The 18195-nt window shown below is 69.9% G+C and carries 19 protein-coding genes; 10 read left to right on the top strand and 9 right to left on the bottom strand.

The genetic code is table 11. The annotated features are described in order from the left end of the window. Nucleotides 1-71: 71 nt before the first annotated feature. Both ACFFHU_RS09630 and ACFFHU_RS09635 read left to right on the top strand, forming a co-directional pair. The gene (locus tag ACFFHU_RS09630) at nucleotides 72-1010 is read left to right on the top strand and encodes a LysR family transcriptional regulator (RefSeq protein WP_377337396.1); all 939 of its coding nucleotides are present in this window, start codon (nucleotides 72-74) and stop codon (nucleotides 1008-1010) included. A gap of 426 nt (nucleotides 1011-1436) precedes the next feature. After that, nucleotides 1437-2096 carry an acVLRF1 family peptidyl-tRNA hydrolase gene (locus ACFFHU_RS09635; RefSeq protein WP_377337397.1) on the top strand — a complete coding sequence of 220 codons (660 nt, stop codon included), beginning with the start codon at nucleotides 1437-1439 and terminating at the stop codon, nucleotides 2094-2096. Between the two features lie 117 nt (nucleotides 2097-2213). Here ACFFHU_RS09635 and ACFFHU_RS09640 read toward each other — a convergent pair whose 3' ends face one another. Further along, nucleotides 2214-2891 (bottom strand): hypothetical protein, encoded by a 678-nt coding sequence (locus ACFFHU_RS09640; protein WP_377337398.1) that lies wholly within the window; start codon nucleotides 2889-2891, stop codon nucleotides 2214-2216. Between the two features lie 274 nt (nucleotides 2892-3165). Between ACFFHU_RS09640 and ACFFHU_RS09645 the strand changes: the two genes are divergently transcribed. Together ACFFHU_RS09645 and ACFFHU_RS09650 are read left to right on the top strand one after the other, a co-directional pair. Next, nucleotides 3166-4302, top strand: coding sequence for an MFS transporter (locus ACFFHU_RS09645; RefSeq protein ID WP_377337399.1), 1137 nt, complete (start codon nucleotides 3166-3168; stop codon nucleotides 4300-4302). A gap of 1202 nt (nucleotides 4303-5504) precedes the next feature. Further along, on the top strand, nucleotides 5505-8204 hold the full coding sequence (locus tag ACFFHU_RS09650; RefSeq protein ID WP_377337400.1) for a BTAD domain-containing putative transcriptional regulator: 2700 nt from the start codon (nucleotides 5505-5507) through the stop codon (nucleotides 8202-8204). Nucleotides 8205-8452: 248 nt separating this feature from the next. Here the strand turns inward: ACFFHU_RS09650 and ACFFHU_RS09655 are convergent, their stop codons facing one another. Continuing rightward, nucleotides 8453-9076 (bottom strand): hypothetical protein, encoded by a 624-nt coding sequence (locus ACFFHU_RS09655; RefSeq protein WP_377337401.1) that lies wholly within the window; start codon nucleotides 9074-9076, stop codon nucleotides 8453-8455. A gap of 298 nt (nucleotides 9077-9374) precedes the next feature. On the opposite strand from ACFFHU_RS09655, the gene ACFFHU_RS09660 reads away from it, so the two are divergent. Further along, a complete protein-coding gene (locus ACFFHU_RS09660; protein WP_377337402.1) occupies nucleotides 9375-9821 on the top strand; it encodes an MmcQ/YjbR family DNA-binding protein in 447 nt (148 codons plus the stop codon). Here the strand turns inward: ACFFHU_RS09660 and ACFFHU_RS09665 are convergent. After that, on the bottom strand, nucleotides 9818-10396 hold the full coding sequence (locus tag ACFFHU_RS09665; RefSeq protein ID WP_377337403.1) for a maleylpyruvate isomerase N-terminal domain-containing protein: 579 nt from the start codon (nucleotides 10394-10396) through the stop codon (nucleotides 9818-9820). The genes ACFFHU_RS09660 and ACFFHU_RS09665 overlap by 4 nt on opposite strands. 530 nt (nucleotides 10397-10926) lie before the next feature. Here ACFFHU_RS09665 and ACFFHU_RS09675 point away from each other — a divergent pair. Then, nucleotides 10927-11757, top strand: a complete 831-nt coding sequence (locus tag ACFFHU_RS09675; protein WP_377337404.1) for an AraC family transcriptional regulator — start codon at nucleotides 10927-10929, stop codon at nucleotides 11755-11757. 65 nt (nucleotides 11758-11822) lie between these two features. After that, the gene (locus ACFFHU_RS09680) at nucleotides 11823-12404 is read left to right on the top strand and encodes a dihydrofolate reductase family protein (RefSeq protein WP_377337405.1); all 582 of its coding nucleotides are present in this window, start codon (nucleotides 11823-11825) and stop codon (nucleotides 12402-12404) included. 147 nt (nucleotides 12405-12551) lie between these two features. Here ACFFHU_RS09680 and ACFFHU_RS09685 read toward each other — a convergent pair whose 3' ends face one another. Continuing rightward, nucleotides 12552-13298 carry a hypothetical protein gene (locus tag ACFFHU_RS09685; RefSeq protein WP_377337406.1) on the bottom strand — a complete coding sequence of 249 codons (747 nt, stop codon included), beginning with the start codon at nucleotides 13296-13298 and terminating at the stop codon, nucleotides 12552-12554. A 158-nt stretch (nucleotides 13299-13456) separates the two neighbouring features. After that, nucleotides 13457-13993: a nitroreductase family deazaflavin-dependent oxidoreductase gene (locus tag ACFFHU_RS09690; protein WP_377337407.1), complete on the bottom strand. Its 537-nt coding sequence runs from the start codon at nucleotides 13991-13993 to the stop codon at nucleotides 13457-13459. A 252-nt stretch (nucleotides 13994-14245) separates the two neighbouring features. Between ACFFHU_RS09690 and ACFFHU_RS09695 the strand changes: the two genes are divergently transcribed. Then, a complete protein-coding gene (locus ACFFHU_RS09695; RefSeq protein WP_377337408.1) occupies nucleotides 14246-14617 on the top strand; it encodes a VOC family protein in 372 nt (123 codons plus the stop codon). Nucleotides 14618-14671: 54 nt separating this feature from the next. Here the strand turns inward: ACFFHU_RS09695 and ACFFHU_RS09700 are convergent, their stop codons facing one another. Then, nucleotides 14672-14851, bottom strand: coding sequence for an NUDIX hydrolase (locus tag ACFFHU_RS09700; RefSeq protein ID WP_377337410.1), 180 nt, complete (start codon nucleotides 14849-14851; stop codon nucleotides 14672-14674). A 388-nt stretch (nucleotides 14852-15239) separates the two neighbouring features. Continuing rightward, on the bottom strand, nucleotides 15240-16184 hold the full coding sequence (locus ACFFHU_RS09705; protein ID WP_377337411.1) for a quinone oxidoreductase family protein: 945 nt from the start codon (nucleotides 16182-16184) through the stop codon (nucleotides 15240-15242). Between the two features lie 67 nt (nucleotides 16185-16251). Here ACFFHU_RS09705 and ACFFHU_RS09710 point away from each other — a divergent pair, with 67 nt between their 5' ends. After that, complete coding sequence (locus ACFFHU_RS09710) at nucleotides 16252-16779, top strand: MarR family winged helix-turn-helix transcriptional regulator (RefSeq protein WP_377337412.1); 528 nt, start codon at nucleotides 16252-16254, stop codon at nucleotides 16777-16779. Nucleotides 16780-16797: 18 nt separating this feature from the next. Here the strand turns inward: ACFFHU_RS09710 and ACFFHU_RS09715 are convergent, their stop codons facing one another. Beyond that, nucleotides 16798-17112, bottom strand: coding sequence for a hypothetical protein (locus ACFFHU_RS09715; RefSeq protein ID WP_377337413.1), 315 nt, complete (start codon nucleotides 17110-17112; stop codon nucleotides 16798-16800). Nucleotides 17113-17409: 297 nt separating this feature from the next. Between ACFFHU_RS09715 and ACFFHU_RS09720 the strand changes: the two genes are divergently transcribed. Beyond that, the gene (locus tag ACFFHU_RS09720) at nucleotides 17410-17721 is read left to right on the top strand and encodes a hypothetical protein (RefSeq protein WP_377337414.1); all 312 of its coding nucleotides are present in this window, start codon (nucleotides 17410-17412) and stop codon (nucleotides 17719-17721) included. Between the two features lie 78 nt (nucleotides 17722-17799). Here the strand turns inward: ACFFHU_RS09720 and ACFFHU_RS09725 are convergent, their stop codons facing one another. Further along, nucleotides 17800-18195, bottom strand: coding sequence for a nuclear transport factor 2 family protein (locus ACFFHU_RS09725; protein WP_377337434.1), 396 nt, complete (start codon nucleotides 18193-18195; stop codon nucleotides 17800-17802).

The raw sequence follows: 18195 nt of genomic DNA on the forward strand, positions 1-18195 counted from the left end.
GCCTGCGACAAGCGCAGGTCTGGCAGGGCAGCGTTGCGGAACAAGCAATGCTGCCCGGCATACTCGGGGTCATGGATCTGGCCGTGTGGCGGACGTTCGTGGCGGTATGCCGGCTCGGGTCGCTGGCCGCTGCGGCCGTCGAGCTCGGTTACACGCAGTCGGCCATCTCCCGGCAGATCGCCGGGCTGGAGCGCCAGTTGGGCGTGCCGCTGGTACAACGGCACGCGCGCGGCGTGCGACCTACCCCTGCCGGCGAGACGTTCCGGCATCACGCACTGGTCGCGCTCAACGAGGCCGACCGCGCCATCCGGGCCGTACGGGAAGCGCGGGAGGGGCGGCTCGGCCGGCCCTTGGCGGTGGGGGCGACCCCGTCGCTGGCCGCCGGGGTCGTGCCGGCGGCGGTCCGCCGCATGATGGACACCGATGGACCCCTCCGGTGGACCCTGCTGCCCGAGCTGAGCGGGCAACTGCACGAGCGCGTGACCGCCGGCGATCTGGACGTCGCCGTGGTCACCGACGCGCCTCCGGGGCTGCCCGATGACTCCCGTCTGCATCGACGGTTCCTGGGCATGGACGAGATGGTGGTCGTGCTGCCTGTCCAGCACCCGCGGGCCGGGCACGGTCCGGTGCCCATTCAGGCGCTGGCCGGCGAGACCTGGGCCGAGGACAACGACGGCTCGGCAGCGCTGCTGCGGCAGCACGCCGCCCGAGCCGGAATTACCCCCCGCATCGACCTCACCGCCGCCGACCTGCTCGGCAAGGTCGCCCTGGTCGCCACCGGCCATGCCATCGCGCTGATACCGAGGGTGCTGACGAGTGCCCTGCGGACCGACGTCGTCACCGTGGCTCTCGTCGATCCGCCGACCCGCGGCATCTACATGATCACACCGGGTCGGGATCAGCACCCCGCTGCCGCGTCCCTGCTCGGGCACCTCACCGCGGCGCTGGGCTCGGTTCACCTCACTGTCGGCCAAGCGTCCGTCGCGCCAGTTCGGCGAGGGAGTCAGTGATCGCTTCCCGCGGCAGCCCTCGCTCGGTCCGGAGGTGGAGGAAGAGATCGGGCCGATGAACAATTCATCCATGTCCTCGAGGGCGACGTATCCTGGTTTTCACCTCGTCCCGGTAATGGGTCCGGATACCAAGGGGTTTGCGTACCTTCGGGGCATCTGAACTCGCGAAGGGCCTGGCTCGGCCTCGGGGTCGCCCAACTTTCCATCGGTCAATCTGACGCCGGCGCTGAAGGATCGCGGAGTTCCCGGTCAGCCGCTGACCAGCACCTCGTTGCGGAGGCAGGTGGGACGGCGCCCACCGGTGCCGCGGGCTGACTCATGGTCGGCCGCGCCGCGACAGACGGCAGGTGGTGAGTCGGCTCGCGCCGTCGTGGACCGGGTACGTGCGGGCGGGGGACCCTGACATGCTGGTCGGATGAGGCGTGGATGGTGAGGCCGCGGCCGGCGGCCGGCGGTGGGCGGTGGGTGGCGATCTCCCCGGAGCGGTTGCGCGGCTGGCTGGACGGCTTCTACGGCCGGCACGACGGCGCCGTGGAGGCCGGGCTGACGCTCACCGGGGCGAGCAACGGCGACACCGCCACGCTGTATCCGCCGCCGGGGCTTGACGAGGTGAGCGACATCGACTCGTTGCTGGCGGGGCTGGCCCGGCCACCGCGTATCGGTCTGCTGCTGGTGCGCAAGGGCGCGGTCGCCGTCGGGGTGGCCGCCGGGACGACCATCGTCGAATCCAAGGTCGATCGTTTCTACGTCCAGGGTCGCACCGCGGCCGGCGGCTGGTCCCAGCAGCGCTACGCGCGGCGCCGGGACAATCAGGCCGACGCGGCCGCCCGGGCGGCGGCCGACGTCGCGGCGCGGATCCTGCTGCCGCACCTGCCCGGCACGGCAGCCGAACCCGAGGACGCGCTTGGGGCTTTGGTGTGCGGGGGCGACCGGTCGATGGTCGATGCCGTGCTCGCCGACCGCCGGCTCGAGCCGGTGGCGGCGTTGCGGCACCCGCACTTGCTGGACACCGCCGAGCCGCGGCTGACCGTGCTGGTCGAGGCGGCCACGGTGGCCCGGCGGGTCCGCATCCACCTGGTGCCCTGAGCCGCCTCGCCGGGCCCGATCAGCCATCGATGAACGGGTGCCGTCGGCTGCGCATGGGACTCCGGGCTCGTGACTGGGCCCGCCGTCGGCCGGCAGCCGAGTGACAAGGACCCGGTCTCACCAGTAGTCGTACGCCTTGACCTCGGCGAGGTTCCTTCCTCGCGGGTTGAGATGGATGGCCATGTGGTACTTGGTGTTGCGGTGCGCATGACGGTATATCAACGTCTTCCAATGACCGTCGCACAGCATGTTTCTGCTGCGCGCCACGATCTGGCCGCTGCCGTCGGTGATCGAAGCCCACATGGTGTCGCTTCCTCGCCACCACCAGCACCTGAAGTTGACTCCCAAGGTGGAACTCCGCGAGTGGAACGAGTTCGACAGCCAGCCGCCGTTGTGGTCGGTCCATACCCCTACCGGTCCCCAAAGGCGATGCCATCCGGCAGCAGCCACTGTGAAGGTGGGTGTGGAGCCTTGTCGTTCTGTCGCGATGCCGGAGGCGGACCCAGGTTCGACGATCTCCCAGGTTGTGGCAGTGGAAACCGTTCCCGCCGGTTCCGTGGCCGCGCTGGCGGGGGCTGCGACACCAACGAGCCCCGCCGTCATGGCAACAGCGGTAGTCAGCGAGGCGGCGGCGCGTTTGGTCCGCCGCACAGCGGCGACAGCGGTTTTGTGCGTTCGCATAATGCGTTCTCCTTTGGAGATTGTTAATCGACGATGCGGCGTGTTCGGTCCGTGACGGTCGCCCGTTGGATTTTGAATCCGTCGCAACGGAGCACAGATTGCAGCATCGACCATGAAAGAATGGTGCGAGAAACCTAAAATCCGCAGGTCAGCCTCGTGACCGCCGACCGGTTGTGTTCTGGAGGGGATGGGGGTCTGACGGTGTAGCTCGACACGTTGAGGTCACGGTTGGAGCAGTCGCCGCGGTGCGGTGGCACGACATGGTGTCGTACGGTCGAATGATGATCGTGCATTGGGCTGGCCGGTGTTGATCAGAGGGCGGGGTGCGGAACCGTGGTGGGCGTCGTACCGCCGGGTGTGGTCCGTGCCCGGTGCAACGTTCAGCGCCGTGGGTGCCCTGGCCCGGTTGCCGCAGGCGATGGCCGGGTTAGGCGCACTGGTCATGGTCACCGGCCTTGGCGGTTCGTATTCGGCGGGCGGGGCGGTGGCCGGCGCGGTCTCGCTGTCGCAGGCGCTGATCGCGCCGCGGGTGAGCCGACTGACCGACCGGGTCGGCCAGACCTGGGTATTGGCGCCGCAGGCCGCCCTCAACGTCGCCACGATCGTGGCCTTGGTGGTGGCCGCCTACCAGCACGCGCCGGTGGTGGCACTGGTCGGACTCGGCGCCGCGGTGGGCGTCACCCTGCCGCAGATCGGCGCCGCCGCCCGCGCCCGCTGGACCAACCTGTTGCACGACGAGCCCCGCCTGAACACGGCGCTGGCGGTCGAGTCGCTCATCGAGGAAGCCGTGTTCGTCGTCGGCCCGCTGGTGGTCGTGGCCCTCGCGACGAGCGTGGCACCCGGGGCGGGGCTGCTCGTCGCGGCGGTTCTGGTCGCCCTCGGGTGCGCCCTGTTCCTGGCGCACCGATCTACGGAGCCACCACCGCGGCGCGTAGCGGGAGGGCAGCGCCGGGCGCGGGCGACAGCGTCTCGCGGTGTGCGGGTGCTCATCGTGATGTTCCTGGCCGTCGGCGTGTTGTTCGGCCTGACAGAGGTCGGTGTCGTCGCGCTAACCCGCGGCCTCGGCGAGCCGGGCGTGGCAGGGGAGTTGCTCGCCGCGTGGGCCGGCGCGAGTTTGGTGTCCGGCGTCGTCTACGGCAGCCGCACCTGGCCGGGTCACCCGGCCCGCCGGTTGATCCTCAGTGCCGCCGCGATGGCCGTCGGGGGCGTTCTGATCGCGCTGGCCACGCAGTCGGTAATCGCAGCCGCCGCGGCGCTGGTGATCGCCGGCACCGCGAACGCGCCCACGCTCATCACTGGGAACACCCTGGTCGCCGCCGTGGCGCCCGCGGAGGCGATCACCGAGGCGTACACCTGGGTGAGCGTGACCGTGTTCGCCGGCATCGCCGTCGGCGCAACCCTCGGCGGTGTTCTCATCGACCACCGCGATGCGTCGAGCGCGCTGTGGGCCGCCGCAGTCGCCGGAGTCCTGGCCACCACAGCCGCCGCGATCGGCCTGAGCACCCGGGCGCTCTTGACTCCATGATTGAGCTGCCACTCCACGTTCGACGTCGGTACCTCAAGCCGCTTCTCCATAACCTCGGCCCTGTTCTTGAAATAATCGGGTCGAAATTGGCTCAATGCCCGTGGAACCGGCATCGGCCATCTCTGATCACCGGCCGCGCGACCCTCGCGCCGCCGTACCGGGAGGGATGGATCCAGCGTGGCGCCCGGGCCGGTCGCGGCACGGGGCCCGAACGGGGTGCGCTAGCGGGCCCGAAGGCCCGGAGCGGGCTGGTGACCTCACGGCGCGACATCGGCAGACCCGTCGCGATGAGGGTCCTCCACCTGGCCGGGATGCGCTGCGCGGCGTGGACGCTGACGTCGAGGACGCCGCCATCCCGGCTCTCCAGCATGGTCAGCGTGACGCCGTGGCCGCACCGGACGCATAGCGCCCACAGCCAGACGTCGGGAAGCTCCTGGTCCGCGCGGACCCGGAATGGTCCTTGGGTTGGGAACCGGGTGGAAGAGCAGGTCCGGCAGCGGCGCCGGGTGGTCGGGAGGTCTGTCGGGCGTACGGGCCACTGTGCCGTGGTAGGCAGGCGGGAAACGTGTTCGTGCATCAGGAGTGACCAATCGACTGCGAGAGGTTCGTTGCAGGGCTTGGCGCGGCGCGGATGGACAGCACGGCGCCGGATCGGGCGCGGGTGCCGAAGGGGCAACCGGACGTCGATGACCTGCCGAGGGCACGCCGAACGCGGCCGGCGGCACCATCGGTTACCCGGCCACGGACCCGTCAGGGCGCGGCGCGCCTCCTCGGCGCGGTGAACGTCTCAGCTGGTGTACAACGGCCCGTCCTTCGCAGAGCGCGCATCGGCGCCGCTCGACGCCTCCTGAATGAGGCACGACGCTAGCGCCAACCGGTGCGGCCGCGCCACCGAGTTCTCCAGCGGAGGTGTCCGTGGCTGGACCGGGGTCGCGCCAGCACCTTCACGCTCAGCCCGTCGGCCGGCTTCAGCGGTGTCAGCGCGTATCCATACACTCGCGAGGACGGCATCGCGGTGGGGGCGGTGCAGGTCGCCGCGACCGGTGGCGCCGCGACGGTGACGACCACCTCGACGTGGTCGTTGATCACAGTTCGTGCGTGTGGGCGCTGGGCGCCGCCGAGAACAGCGACAGGGTGGGCGGCGACCGGAGAGCCTGTGGACGGGGGCAGTCGTGGGGGTCCGGTTCCAAGTTCTGGGTGGCGTGCAGGTTCGAGTCGACGGCGTCGTGGTCGATGTGGGGCATCCCAAGCAGCGCGCGGTGCTCGGAGTGTTGGTCGTGGAGGCAAACCGTAGAGTGACTGTTGACCAGTTGCTCGACCGGGTCTGGGGAGATCAGGTCCCGTCCCGGGGACGAGAAACCGTCTACAACTATGTGTCCCGCCTGCGCACGGGCCTGCGCGCCGCGGGTGTGGAGATCCGCCTGGAGCGCCATCGCGGTGGCTACCTTCTCGCTATCGACGACCAGACTGCGGACGTCCATCGGTTCCGTGCCCTGGCCACCCAGGCACGGGAGGCGCACGACGACCAGCAGGCCGTCGAGTTGTTCGAGCAGGCCCTGGGGCTGTGGCGGGGGCAGCCCATGCCTGAACTGGATACGCCGTGGGCGACAAGCCTGCGCGCCATGTTGGACAGCGAATGGTTGGCGGCCGTGCTCGACCACGCCGACGTCGCGTTGCGCCACGGCCGACACGCCGAATTGCTCCCCAGGTTGTCCGCGCGGGCGAGCGAACACCCGCTGGACGAGCGCGCGGCCGGTCAGGTGATGATCGCCCTTTACCGCTGCGGCCGGCAGGCCGACGCGCTACAGCACTATGAGGCGCTGCGCCACCGGCTGGCCGACGAGCTCGGTGCCGACCCCGGAGCGGATATCCAATTCCTGCACAAGCAGATCCTCGTCGCGGAAGCGGGTCTGGCTCTGCCGCGTCCGCTTGCCTCCGTCGGAGAACCCGCTCCGGCTGTGCAGCTCGACCGGGCGGCCGAGGAACTGGCCACCGCCGTGAAACAGCAGTGGACTGCCGAGGCCGAGATCCGCTCGCTACACCGGCCGGCTCCCGTACGGGTGCAGTGGTCGAGCACCGAGCGGCTCGTGACCGGCGAGCACGAACCGCTGCGTGGTGACATCCTCGACCTGGCCGCGAAGTTCCGCCGGCTGGCGACCCGGCAACTGGTGATCCTCGGCGAGCCGGGGGCCGGCAAGACGGTCCTGGCGACCGTGCTGACACTGGGACTGCTCGCCGATCGTAAGCCGGACGATCCGACGCCGGTGCTGCTGTCGCTGTCGTCCTGGAATCCGCACCGGGAGCACCTGCGCTCGTGGCTGGCCCGTCGAATGGTGGAGGACTATCCAGGGCTGGGCAACCGCAAGGCGTACGGGCGTAATGCCGCCGCCCGTCTGGTGGCCGAGGACCGGGTGATTCCGGTGCTCGACGGCCTGGACGAGACGGCGCCGAGCACGCACGCTGCCGCGATCGACGCCCTCGACCAGGCGGTCGCCGGCGGGCGACCGCTCGTCGTGACCTGCCGTGCCGCCGATTACGAGGACGCCGTCCGGCATGGCGTCATCCTCGCCGGCGCCGCCGTGGTGGAGATCCAACCGGTCGAACTCGACGACGCCGTCACGTTTCTGACCGCCGGGCGGGTGCCTGGCCACACCCGTTGGGATCCGGTCATCGCGCACCTGCGGCAGCACCGCGACGGTCCGCTCGCGCGGGCGCTGTCGACCCCGCTGATGGTCGATCTGGCCCGCGCCACGTACCGGGACCCCGCGAGTGATCCCGCCGAGCTGATCGACTCGCAACGGTTCGGGAATCGATCCGTCGTCGAGGACCATCTGCTCGGCGCCTTTCTTCCAGCCGTGTACGCCCGGCGTCCCCAGCCGCCGGGACTGCCGCCCGCACAAGCCCGCAGTTACGATGAGGACCAAGCCCATCGATGGCTGACGTTCCTTGGGCGCCACCTGCGGAACCTGCGCACCCGAGACTTCGCCTGGTGGCGTCTGGTCGACGCGATACCGCCTCCCGTCCGAGGGATTGTGTTCGGCCTGCCGCCGGCAATGCTGTTCGCGATCGCTGGACTCCTGGCCCGTGGACCCGCCGCGGCCTGGGCGTACGGTCTGTCCACGGCGGCGGCCGGTTTCGCCGCCCAGAGTTGGGGCACTCGCTCAGCCCCGTCAAGGGTGGAGTTCCGTTTCCGGGGCAGAGCCGTGGAGTTCCTTGGCCGGGCGACCATCGGGGTGGCCATCAGCGTCGTGATCGGACTGCTCTGGTCGCTCTCGATCTGGCCGGTGGTGATCCTGGCGTTGGCCTTCGGGCTCGGTACCGGGCTGCCCGCCTGGCTGGAGACGCCGACGAAGGCGGATCACGCGTCGAGCCCGGCGACGACCTACGCGCAGGACCGCGTCGCCACGCTGGTCTTCGGTTTGTCGGTGGCCGTGTCGATCGGGCTGTTCTACGCGTTCGCCATATCCGTCAGCCAACCCCACTCCAACCTCGGTGCGGTCGCCGATCCCTTTCACCTGAACCGGGCATTGTCGGCCGCAGGTGTTTCTGCCCTGTTCGGCTGGTTCGTCTTCCGGTACGTCGGCGCCGCGTGCTATGGCCCGGCTGGGTTCGTCATCGGCGGTCTGGCGATGGCTCACCACATCTCGCTGGGCCTTGGACTGGCGGCGGGAGCGCTGTTCGGGCTCGCGGTCGGTCTCACCACCGCGCTGTCCCGGTCCTGGGCCAGCTACCAGGTCAGCCGGGCCTGGCTCGCTCTTGGCGGCCGGACGCCCCTGCGATTGGATCGGTTCCTGCAGGACGCCCACCGGCGCGGCGTACTGCGCCTGGCGGGTGCTCACTACCAGGTCCGCCACACCCGGCTGCATGACCATCTGGCCGATGGTCGACCTCTCCGGCGATAGCGGGGGAGTTGTCAGGGCGCGGACTTCACGCTCGTGGACGCCGGTCCGAGGGCCGGCCAAAGCGCTGCGACCCAAGCAGGGCGACCCCGAAGCCGGCGACGGCCAGCCCGCGGCGACTACGCCGGGCAAAGCCGTGCGACGAGAGCTGATTTCACCCGCCGTGCCCGCCGTACTGCGCCGGGACACCGCGCTTCCCGGCTGTCGGGAAGCGCGGTGGTCAAAGCCGGCTAGTGCGCTAGAGACCGGTGTCAGGCGGGTGCGCCCCCGGTGGTGGCGACGCCCTTGTTCGTGATCCAGATCCGCATCCAGTAGGGGCGCGAAACATTCGCATCCCCAATTCCGAGGTGGGTCCGGAAGTTCACGCCAAACGAGATCTTCTTACTGCCGTTGTTCGTGAACCCGCACCACGTCTTCTGGATGTTGTAAACGCCCTTGTCGTCGCAGGAGTAGCCCTGGTTCCAGACCCGCTTGCCGTTGTAGATGACGACGGCCTTCAACCACACGGCGAGGAAGTTGCAGTTGAAACCACCGTGTCCCCCCAGCTTGGGCTTGTGCTCGCCCCAGCACCAGCGCACCTGATAGGACTTGCGGGTCCATTTGGCGGCCTTAGCGGCGGTGTAGCCGGTGGCCGTCGGCGCCCCAGCGGCGGTGGCAGGGGCAATCGTGGTCACGGCACTTGTCTCCACGACCAGCGTGGCCTTACAAGCGTCATTGGACGGCAGCGCGGGTTCGGCCTGCTTGATGGCGTCGCACTCGGCCTTCGGCAGGGTGATCTGCTGGATCTCAGTATCCGGCCGGGCCACAGCCGCGTCGGCTGCGCTCGGCAGGCCGATCAGGCTTACGGCTGCCACGCCGAGCGCCACAGTGAGCATCAGTGGTCTCCGCATCGAGCTGGACCTCATTGCCATAGATGTCCTCCTTGAAGGGTGGGATCTGCAGTCGTCGCTCGCCGCTGTGGAGCGCTGGGATCCATGACGGTCGTCCCTGCGCTCCGCAGCGGTCGCAACGGGAGCCACGATGCGGTTCCGACCATGGGAGATTGATGCGAAAGACCTAAACATGCAGGTCAGGTTCACTGGGCTGGCTGCTCGCGTGGGGTCGCGGCGAGCATCCCACGCGTGAGGTTCGCCGCGGCCCGTCAGTGTCGGCCGGCCCCGTTACTGTCGAACCATGTCGAGCCCTGCGGATGTGCCACCGGAGGTCCTGGACCGGTTGCGACCGATCTGCCGAGAGCTGCCCGAGACGTACGAGGAACAGGCCTGGATCGGCGTCCGCTGGCGGGTCCGCCAGCGGACCTTCGCGCATGTCTACACGCCGGATCCCGACCGTCACCCGTTGTACGCCCGTCATGCGGCCGGTGGCGAGCCGCCGACGGTGGTGACGTTCCGCGTGCCCGTCGACGACCTTCTCGGGCTGACCGCTGGCGGCTTTCCGTTCTTCCGTGCCGGATGGGGACACAACGTGGCCGGCGCCTTCCTCGGCGAGCACACCGACTGGGCCGAGCTCGACGAGCTGATCACCGACAGCTATGGCGAGATGGCCCCGAAGTTTCTCCGCGCGCGGCTGGCGTTCCCGCCGACCCCTGACCCGAAGCAGCGGGCGGGCCGCTTGCGCTAGGTAGCCTCGTATCCGACCGCCGCCTTCACCAGCCAGGAGGTGGGTCGAGGACGGCCGGGAAGGTCGGCACGTCCCGTGGACCAGAGAAGCACCTGGACCGGATCGCCGGCCGGAGCGTGCGGGAACAGCCGGGCGAGCACAGCACGGCAGAGGGCTTCCGGTGGTCGCCAGTCGATGCCCAGTCCTTCGGCGATGTCATGCGTGTGGATCAGCGTCTCGTTCACGCCCATCGCCGCGAAGCCGCTCGGGTCGGTCGGGCCCCAGTGCCAGGCCCGCGCCGCCGCGGGGGCGGTGGCCAACACGCTGCTCAGCAGCCTTCCCGCGCCGGTGGCTATCCGCAGCAGGTCGCGGGGCGACGCGTCGGCGCGTACCACCAGGTCGAACGGCAGGTAGGCGGAATCGGGCAGGGCGGCGAGCTGTCCGGCGTAGGCGAGCAGGTCGTGCGCGACATGGGCGGCCGTTTCCCAGCAGCTCCAGGTCAGCGCGCCGGCCGGGCGCCGCCAGTCCGCGGACTCGTGCGGTGTGAGCACCCGCGCCATCTCGGTCACGGCTTGGTCGACATCGCTGCTGTCCATGGGGCGCACAACCCGGAGCCTGCCAGATCCCGTGCCGTACGACTCATGCCACCGAACGCGCTTGTCTGTTCGCGTGCGTTCCACCCCGGCGGGTGTGCGCCGAGCGTGGCGTCAGTGGCGGACACCGGGCGCGACTCCCGGCGGATGGAGGGCTTCTGCGCCTACTGCCGCGCTGGAGCGGGCATGTCGTACCCCGGTGTTGCGATCCCGTCATGCATGTCGTTGTTACGGGGGCGCTCGTGGAAACGGCGAGGTCCTGCTGGTACACCGCAGCCCGACCCGCCGGGCATACCCGGATCTGTGGGATCTGCCCGGTGGGCATGTCGAGGCGGGCGACGCTCGACACGTAGTTCTTGACGGTCTTCTCGGCCAGGAACATCCAGGTCCGCCGCTTCTCATCGACACCGGCGGGCGGCTGAGGCGTCGTCGGTCCCGCATGCGGCCCTGCTGCCCGTCGGGGCGGCAGCGGGGCCGGACCGTCCCGGCGGGCGGTACCGCGGGGCGTCGGCGATGCTGTGGGGGTGGAGTACGTGTCCAGAGTGCCGCGGCCGCCGCTGGACGGGCTGATCGACGACATCTACTACCTGGCCGGTGCGTCGCCGTACGCCCGGCTGACGCTGCCGCCGATGCCGGCGGCGCTGCTCATCGTCAACCTGGGGGCGCCGTTCCGGATCCGCGCCGACGCTGACACCGAGACGGCGGAGTACGCCGACGGCTGCGTGGTCACCACGCCCACCCATGGGTTGGAGTTCGGCTACCCACCGTGGACCCGATCGGTCGGTGTGCATTTCAAGCCGTGGGGGCTGGCGCCGTTCCTGCCGATGCCCGCGGTCGAGCTGTGTGATCGGCCGGTGACGGTGGAGCAGGTTTGGGGCCGGGCCGCCAGTGCTGGGCTGCGAGACCGGCTGGCCACGGCGGACGGGCCGCCCGAGATGCTGACGCTGCTCGAGGAGGAGCTGATGGGACGGCTGGGCGAGACCGCCGGCCTGGGGCTGGTCAGCCATACGAGCAGCGTGATCGCGGCGGCCAGCGGGGCGGTGGCGATCGGTGACCTGAGCGTGGGAGCCGGTGTCAGCAGCACTCATCTGGCGCAGCGGTTCAAGGAGCTCATCGGCGTCACGCCGAAGCGGCTGGCCCGCACCTACCGCTTCGCCGCCACCGTGTTCGCGCTCAACGTTGCCGGTCCGATCGACTGGGGCGAGGTCGCCGGCGGCGCCGGCTACTTCGACCAGGCCCACTTCGGGCACGAGTTCCGCGCGTTCACCGGGCTCACGCCGACCCGGTACGTCGAGGTCCGGCGGCGGTTCCTGCGCGAGCATCCCGGTCACGTGCTGGACAGTTGGCCGTTGCCGGCCGATTGATTTCCTACAAGAGTCGCAGCTCACCACGGGCTAATTTGGGGCTACCCGAAGCAGAGGAGAGCGGAGTGGGCAAGGTCGTCATGTACAGCTCGGTGTCGGTGGACGGCTTCGTCGCGGACGAGAAGGATCAGCCCGGACCGCTTTTCGAATGGTTGACCAGCGGTGAGGTCCCGTTGGACGCCAGCGGCGCGTTGACGGTGTCGCAGACGTCCTACGACTACACCCGGCCGTACTGGGACCAGATCGGGGCTACCGTCGTCGGCCGCCACGTGTTCGACATGACCGACGGCTGGGACGGGAAGCCTCCGGGTGGGGTCGACCACGTGGTCGTCGTGACGCACCGGTCCGCGCCGGAGGGCTGGGACCCCGAGGCGCCGTTTCACTTCGTCGACGGCGTCGAGGCAGCCGTGGCCAAGGCGCAGGAACTCGCGGGGGACCGCATTGTCGAGGTCGCCGCTGGTGACGTCGGCGGCCAGGTGTTCGCCGCGGGCCTGGTCGACGAGGTACGCATGGACCTCGTGCCGGTCGTGTTCGGGTCCGGCAAACGCTACTTCGGGTCGGTCGAGGCGCAGCACCTGCTGGCGGACCCTGACGAGGTGATTGCGGGCAACCGGGTGCTTCACCTGCGCTTCCGGGTGCGTCGTTGACCCAGCTGAGCGGGCACGTCGCGCGTCTGCGGCACGAACATGTGCACACACCTCGGCAGCTCGGGCCGTCCGACCGGCGCGGCAGCCAGCACCGCGGGTTGTAGCCGGTCGGACGGCCCGATGAGCCGGTCCTTGGCGACAGCCGGCTTATTGAAGACAGTCGGTCCAGGCCGGCGAGTCGACGCCGGTGCCGACGTTGAGCGCGTCGAACTCCAGGCAGGTGCCGGCCGGTCGGGTGTAGGTCACCGCGAACCCGTGGTTCGGCCCGTAGCTGGGATACGTGTTGCCGATGTCGGCGCGGGGCAGCCCCGCCGTGTAGTAGGTGTAGGTGTGGCTCGTACCCGACATGGCGTCGATCCGCATGGTGACCGGCCCCGTTGTGTCGGGGTCGATGACCCAGCCGGTCAGCGTCGTGGTGGACCCGCTGACCGCGCTTTCCAGCTTGCCGACCGGCCCGTGCGCGACGTAGCAGCCGAGGGTCACGGCGGTACCGCCGCCATAGTTGCGCGCTATGGCGCAGACGGTGGGCGTGCCAACGGGGATCTTGACGGTCCCGCTGTAGACGTCGTTGCCGGTGGGCCAGTACCCGTTGGCGACCAGGGTGGCTGAGAGCACGCCGTCGACCTTCACATCGACGGTCACCGGCCCGCCGTCAGGGTCGTCCGCGTGGCCGGAGACCTCCACGGCGCCGATCTGGTCGGTGAAGAACGCACCCGACTGGTCGAACTGCGCGGTGCCCGTCGGCGCCCCGCCCTGGTCCCCGCCGGGGAAACAGATCGGCGGCGGATCGGGGACGTCACAGTTGGGCCGGGCCTGGGCGGCGGACGGAGTCGCTGTCAGCGCCAGCCCGACGACCAGGGCGGTGCCTGCGGCAAACAGACGCTTACCGAGCATGAAATCTCCTCTGGATTGGGCATGTGAGGAGCGACGGTAGGGCCGGCCGGGCAGGGCCGGAACCGTCGTGACAGGTTGCCGATTGTCACGCAACCGACGGCTCTCGCCGTAGCCGCCCTGTCCGTCTGCTGGCGGCGACGCGCCTGGACCCCGTCCGGTCAGTCGCCGGTGCCGGTGGCTGGTAGCGGTTCGAGGACCAGGACGGGGATCTGCCGGTCGGTCTTGCGCTGGTAGTCGGCGTAGTCGGGGTAGGCGTCGACGGCCCGGTTCCACCAGAGGGCCTTTTCGGTGTCGAACACCTCGCGGGCCCGGTACTGCCGGGTCTGCGTGCCGTCTTGGAGTGTGACGATTGGTTCGGCGATGAGGCTGGCGTACCACTGGGGGTTGTTCGGTGCGCCGCCCAGGGACGCGACGGCGGCGTAGTGCCCGTCGTGTTCGACGCGCATCACCGGGGTCTTGCGGATTTTGCCGGTCTTGACGCCGCGGTAGGTCAGCAGCACGGTGGGCCGGTCCTTGATCGTGACGCCGTCGGTGGTGCCGGTCCGCGTGATCCGCTCGACGTGCTCGCGTACCCATGCCGACCCGCTCGGTTCGTACTCGCCGGTCAACGCCGCCGCCGGATCACCGTGGCTGCCCTGGGGGAGTGGGGCTGGGTCGGCGGCGGGCTGGGGGACCGGGTCGGGTGAGGTCGACATGGGGCAACTCTATCGGCTCCGTGCCTGGTAGCCGGCGTCTACGGCACAGCGGCCTACCCGAGACGAGCTCGCGGTTAGTCCGCCGCTTAAGGCCACCCTGGTCCAGGGCCAGTGGGCAGAGGCGCCGTCCGACCAGGTCCGCGGACGGACGACGCCGCCGTGGGACGGCGCGCCGCGGCGGGTTGCCGCCGGTGATCCGACATGACTACGGTCCCGACCGGGGTGTAGGGACCACGCGAGGGAGTGCGGCCGGTGGAGTTGGTACAGGTGGCTCAACACGCTGACGATCTGGCTCGTGCCACCGACTGCTATCGAGTGATTCTCGGTGCGGAGCCGGTTGCCGTCTTTGATCCTCCCGGTCTCGTGTTCTTCTCCCTGGGGCGGCAACGGCTTCTGCTTGATCGGGCGGCGCCCTCGGCGCTGCTCTATCTGCGGGTGCCCGATGTGCGCACCCGGATCGAGGAGTTGCGCGCGGCGGGCATCACCGTGGACAGCGCGCCGCACATGATCTTTCGGCACGAGGACGACTCGCTCGGGCCCGCCGGCCACCAGGAATGGCAGGCGTTCATCCGCGACAGCGAGAACAATCTCGTCGGCCTCGTCAGCCAGCATCCCGGCGAGTGACGAGGGGCGTCTCGGGGATCGTCCGCGGGCCGGGTCCGTGCGGCGCGGTCCTGGTCAGTGCGGGGACTGGTCCGGCTCCGCCGTCCCGCCGGGGATCTCCCACACGTTTTTGTAGGTCGGCTGGACCACCAGCACCCAGCCGGCCTGATCCCGGAGGATCACGCCGGCCGCTGCGCGGACCCGCGTCATCCCGGCGATGTAGGAGAGGTCGGGTCCGGTCTGCGTCTTGGCCACCCGAGCGACCTACGTGCTTGCCCCTCGCGAGCGGCTCGTTATCAAAGGAAGGACGGCCGTGCCGGGGCGACTGGTGGTCCGTTCCGCGTATCGCCGACTGACGCCGCCTCTCGGAAGCGAGACATCCGCAGGTATGAGTCAAGACTTTCTGCCGCTGGCGGCAGGGGCGTACCGGTACGCACCGGACCGCGCGGCGGTCCCCCCGTCGAGTCGGAACGAGGATGCCCACCACCTCGGCGGCGGGATCGGGGCCCGGCGACTCTACGCGCCGACGGGTACGGAGTGTGGCTGGAAGACGGCCGGGGCCTGCGGTTCCTGGTCCATGTCGACCCGGGCCGGTCGGTGAGGTTGTCGCCGAATGCGAGCGGTCAGCGGACGTGGCGCCAGGTCAGGGTCGCAGCACCACCTTGCCCTGGTTGGTGCGGGCCTCGATGATGCGGTGCGCCGTCGCGGCGTCGGCGAGGGGAATCTGAGCGTGTACCACGGCCCGCAGCTGCCCGGACTGGTGCAACCGCCACAGTTGCCGGTGGTGTTCGTCATAACGGCTCCGTTGGGTCCGTGCGAAATTCGCCACGGCCATTCCGGTAATGGTCTTCGAACCAGTGAGTAGGTCGAAGGCGGAGACGCTTCCGCCGCCCGAGCCGAAAAAGATCAGCCGGCCGCCGGGGCTGAGCGCCGCGACCGCGCGGGGAAGCAGGTCCCCGCCCACCGCGTCGAGAACAACGTCGACCGGTCCACCTAACATCCCGCTGTCGTAGCTGACCACGTCGTCCGCGCCGAGTTCCCGCAGAAACGGGGCCTTGTCCAGCGAACCGACAGCAGCAACGACCCGACCGGCCCCTTGGATCTTCGCCAGTTGTAGAGCAAGGTGACCCACCGCGCTGGCCGCGCCGGTGATCAGGACGGATTCCCCGGCCGAGAGGAATGCGGTGTCGAGCGCGGCGAACGCGACGTGGCCGCTGCGTACCAGCGCAACCGCCTCGACGCTGCCGGCACCCTCCGGGATATGGCTGGCCATCACGGCGGGTACGGGAGCCAGGTCGGCGTACCACCCACCGGGCGCGGTGACCCGGTCTCCCACCGCAAAGCCGGTCACCAGCGGGCCGACCGCGACGACGCGACCGGCGACCTCGCCGCCGGGCAGGCCGGGCAGCGGCTGCCGCTGGCCTTCGCCGCGTACCGCGCGGACGCACGGCAGCGTCACGCCGATGGCCTCGGTGCGGACCAGTAGTTCGCCGGGACCTGGGTCGGGATCGGGCGCCACTTCCAGACCGAGCACCTCGGGCCCGCCGTACGCGTGGAAGCAAATGCGCCGCACCACGACCTCCAGCATCGTTGGGAAGGCCCAACCGTATCAAGGGTCGTTGGGATACCCCACCGAATTTCGGTACGCTGCCACCATGGCCGTTGACGCCCCGTACGCGCCCGCCAGCATCCGCGAGCTGCCCAGCTGGCTGCTCGGCCGTGCTGCGGCGCGTGGTCACCGATTGGTCGCCGAGGCACTCGCCGGCGAGGGCATGCGGATGATGCACCACGCCGTGCTGGCCACCGTCGCTGAGCGCGGTCCCGTGTCTCAGGCGGAGCTAGGGAGCGCCCTGCACGTTGACCCGAAGGACATGGCCAACATCGTCGCCGAGCTGCACCGCGACGGGCTGATCCGCCGCGAGACCGATCCGCTGGACCGCCGCAGGCACTCCATCAGCATGACGCCGCAGGGCCGCGCACGACTGCGCCGCACCCGGCGGCTGGGGGATCAGGCCAACGCCGAGCTCACCGCCACGCTCGATCCCGATGAGCGGCGACAACTGGTCAACCTGCTGACCCGCATCATCGCCCGCCCACCGGACCCCTGCCAGCCGGACGAGGCGTACAGCCGCCCGGAGCGGGACGTGTCCGGCCAGCCCTCGGACCAGGAAACCCTTCCGTAGGCGACCTTCGGCACGTGCTCATCGCGCGCGGACGGCGTCGGATCCTCGGGTGGGTGAGCTGGCCAGCCGACGTTGCAGGGCGATGAACTCCCAGGCCCAGAGCGTCTGCCGGTGACCACCGCATCGGCGAGCCTCTGCCGACCAGCCGGAGTGGACCTTGATCTGCAGTGCCGAGATGTCGGTGACGGGGGCATTGACCTTGACCTCGGGTGAAGCATCACCATGACCGGCATGGAAGCGGATCGAGCAGAGGCGATTATGGGCGTGGTGCGGTGACCGGGTGGCCGGAATGTGCGCGACCTGGGCGGTGGGCAGTTGCGCGCCGGAGGCCATACACCGTTCGGGAGGGTGTGGAGTCACTGCAAGGACTGGTCTTCGTTCCTACGTCCACGGAGGACCCGAATGATGCCGAGTTCCTTCGCGTGTGTGGGCCGTACCTGGACCATCCGTGCTCCTGGGCCGATAACGTGCGGCTTGCCCCGGACCGCATCGTCGCCGCTCGGCGGGCGGTCGCCCAAGCGGACGGGGCGGTGCTCGTGCATTGCGCGGGAGGCCGGGATCGCACACGCGACCGGCGGCTGTGACGCCGGTTGCCGGGGTCGCGCCGACGGCAGCATGCCATGCTGACCCGTGCCCGATGAACCCCTGCGTGGTCGCGCCTGGAAGGCCAGCGACCGAACCGGTGGCCCGCTGGATGACCTGCTCGACGCCCTGCGGCGACAACACCCGACCCTCGTCGTGGAGCGGCTCGGCAAGACCCATCCCACCGACGACGACAACGTCTACTTCCTCGGCCTCGGCCACGTCGCCAACATCGTGCAGGTTGATACTGGTCCGAATGGGCAACCACCCTTCCTCATCGAAGCAGAAGACCGGGTCTACGCCTCTAACCCCACCGAGGCCCTCACCGCCGTCCAGACCCGACTCAAGCCGCCCCACTAGAGCCGCAGGCAAACACTACGAGAACAAGATCGCCTAGCCGGACGTGTCACCCGTCATCCGGCACCAATCCGTCACGCATCAAGTGGAGCCCGACATTTGCCGAGCTACGATCTCGGCGACCCGGTCCGCCTCGATGCGTAGCACCTCCACGGCGTGCAGTCGGAACGGGGAATGGTCCGGTCGGCGCAGCAGGACGGCGACGGCCGGTTGTCGGTTGGCACCGACGGCGACTATCCGGTAGTCGCCGGGGTCGGCGAACCGCCGGCTCTCCTCCTGGTACGCGGCCCGCCCGTCCACCCAGAGCGGCAGCGGCGGGAACGACACCCGCAGGTCCTCCCGCAGCAGCGCGGTCAGCGCGTCGTGGTCGCCGGCCCGGTGCGCGTCGACGTAGCGGCGCAGCAGCTCCCGCTGCCGCCTGTCGGTGTCACCGCCGGCCGCCCAGTCGGTGCGGGCGCGGGGCAGCGCGGCCCGCAT

Origin of the sequence: Plantactinospora siamensis, from assembly GCF_042434095.1 — a bacterium.
Taxonomy (GTDB): Bacteria; Actinomycetota; Actinomycetes; order Mycobacteriales; family Micromonosporaceae; genus KBS50.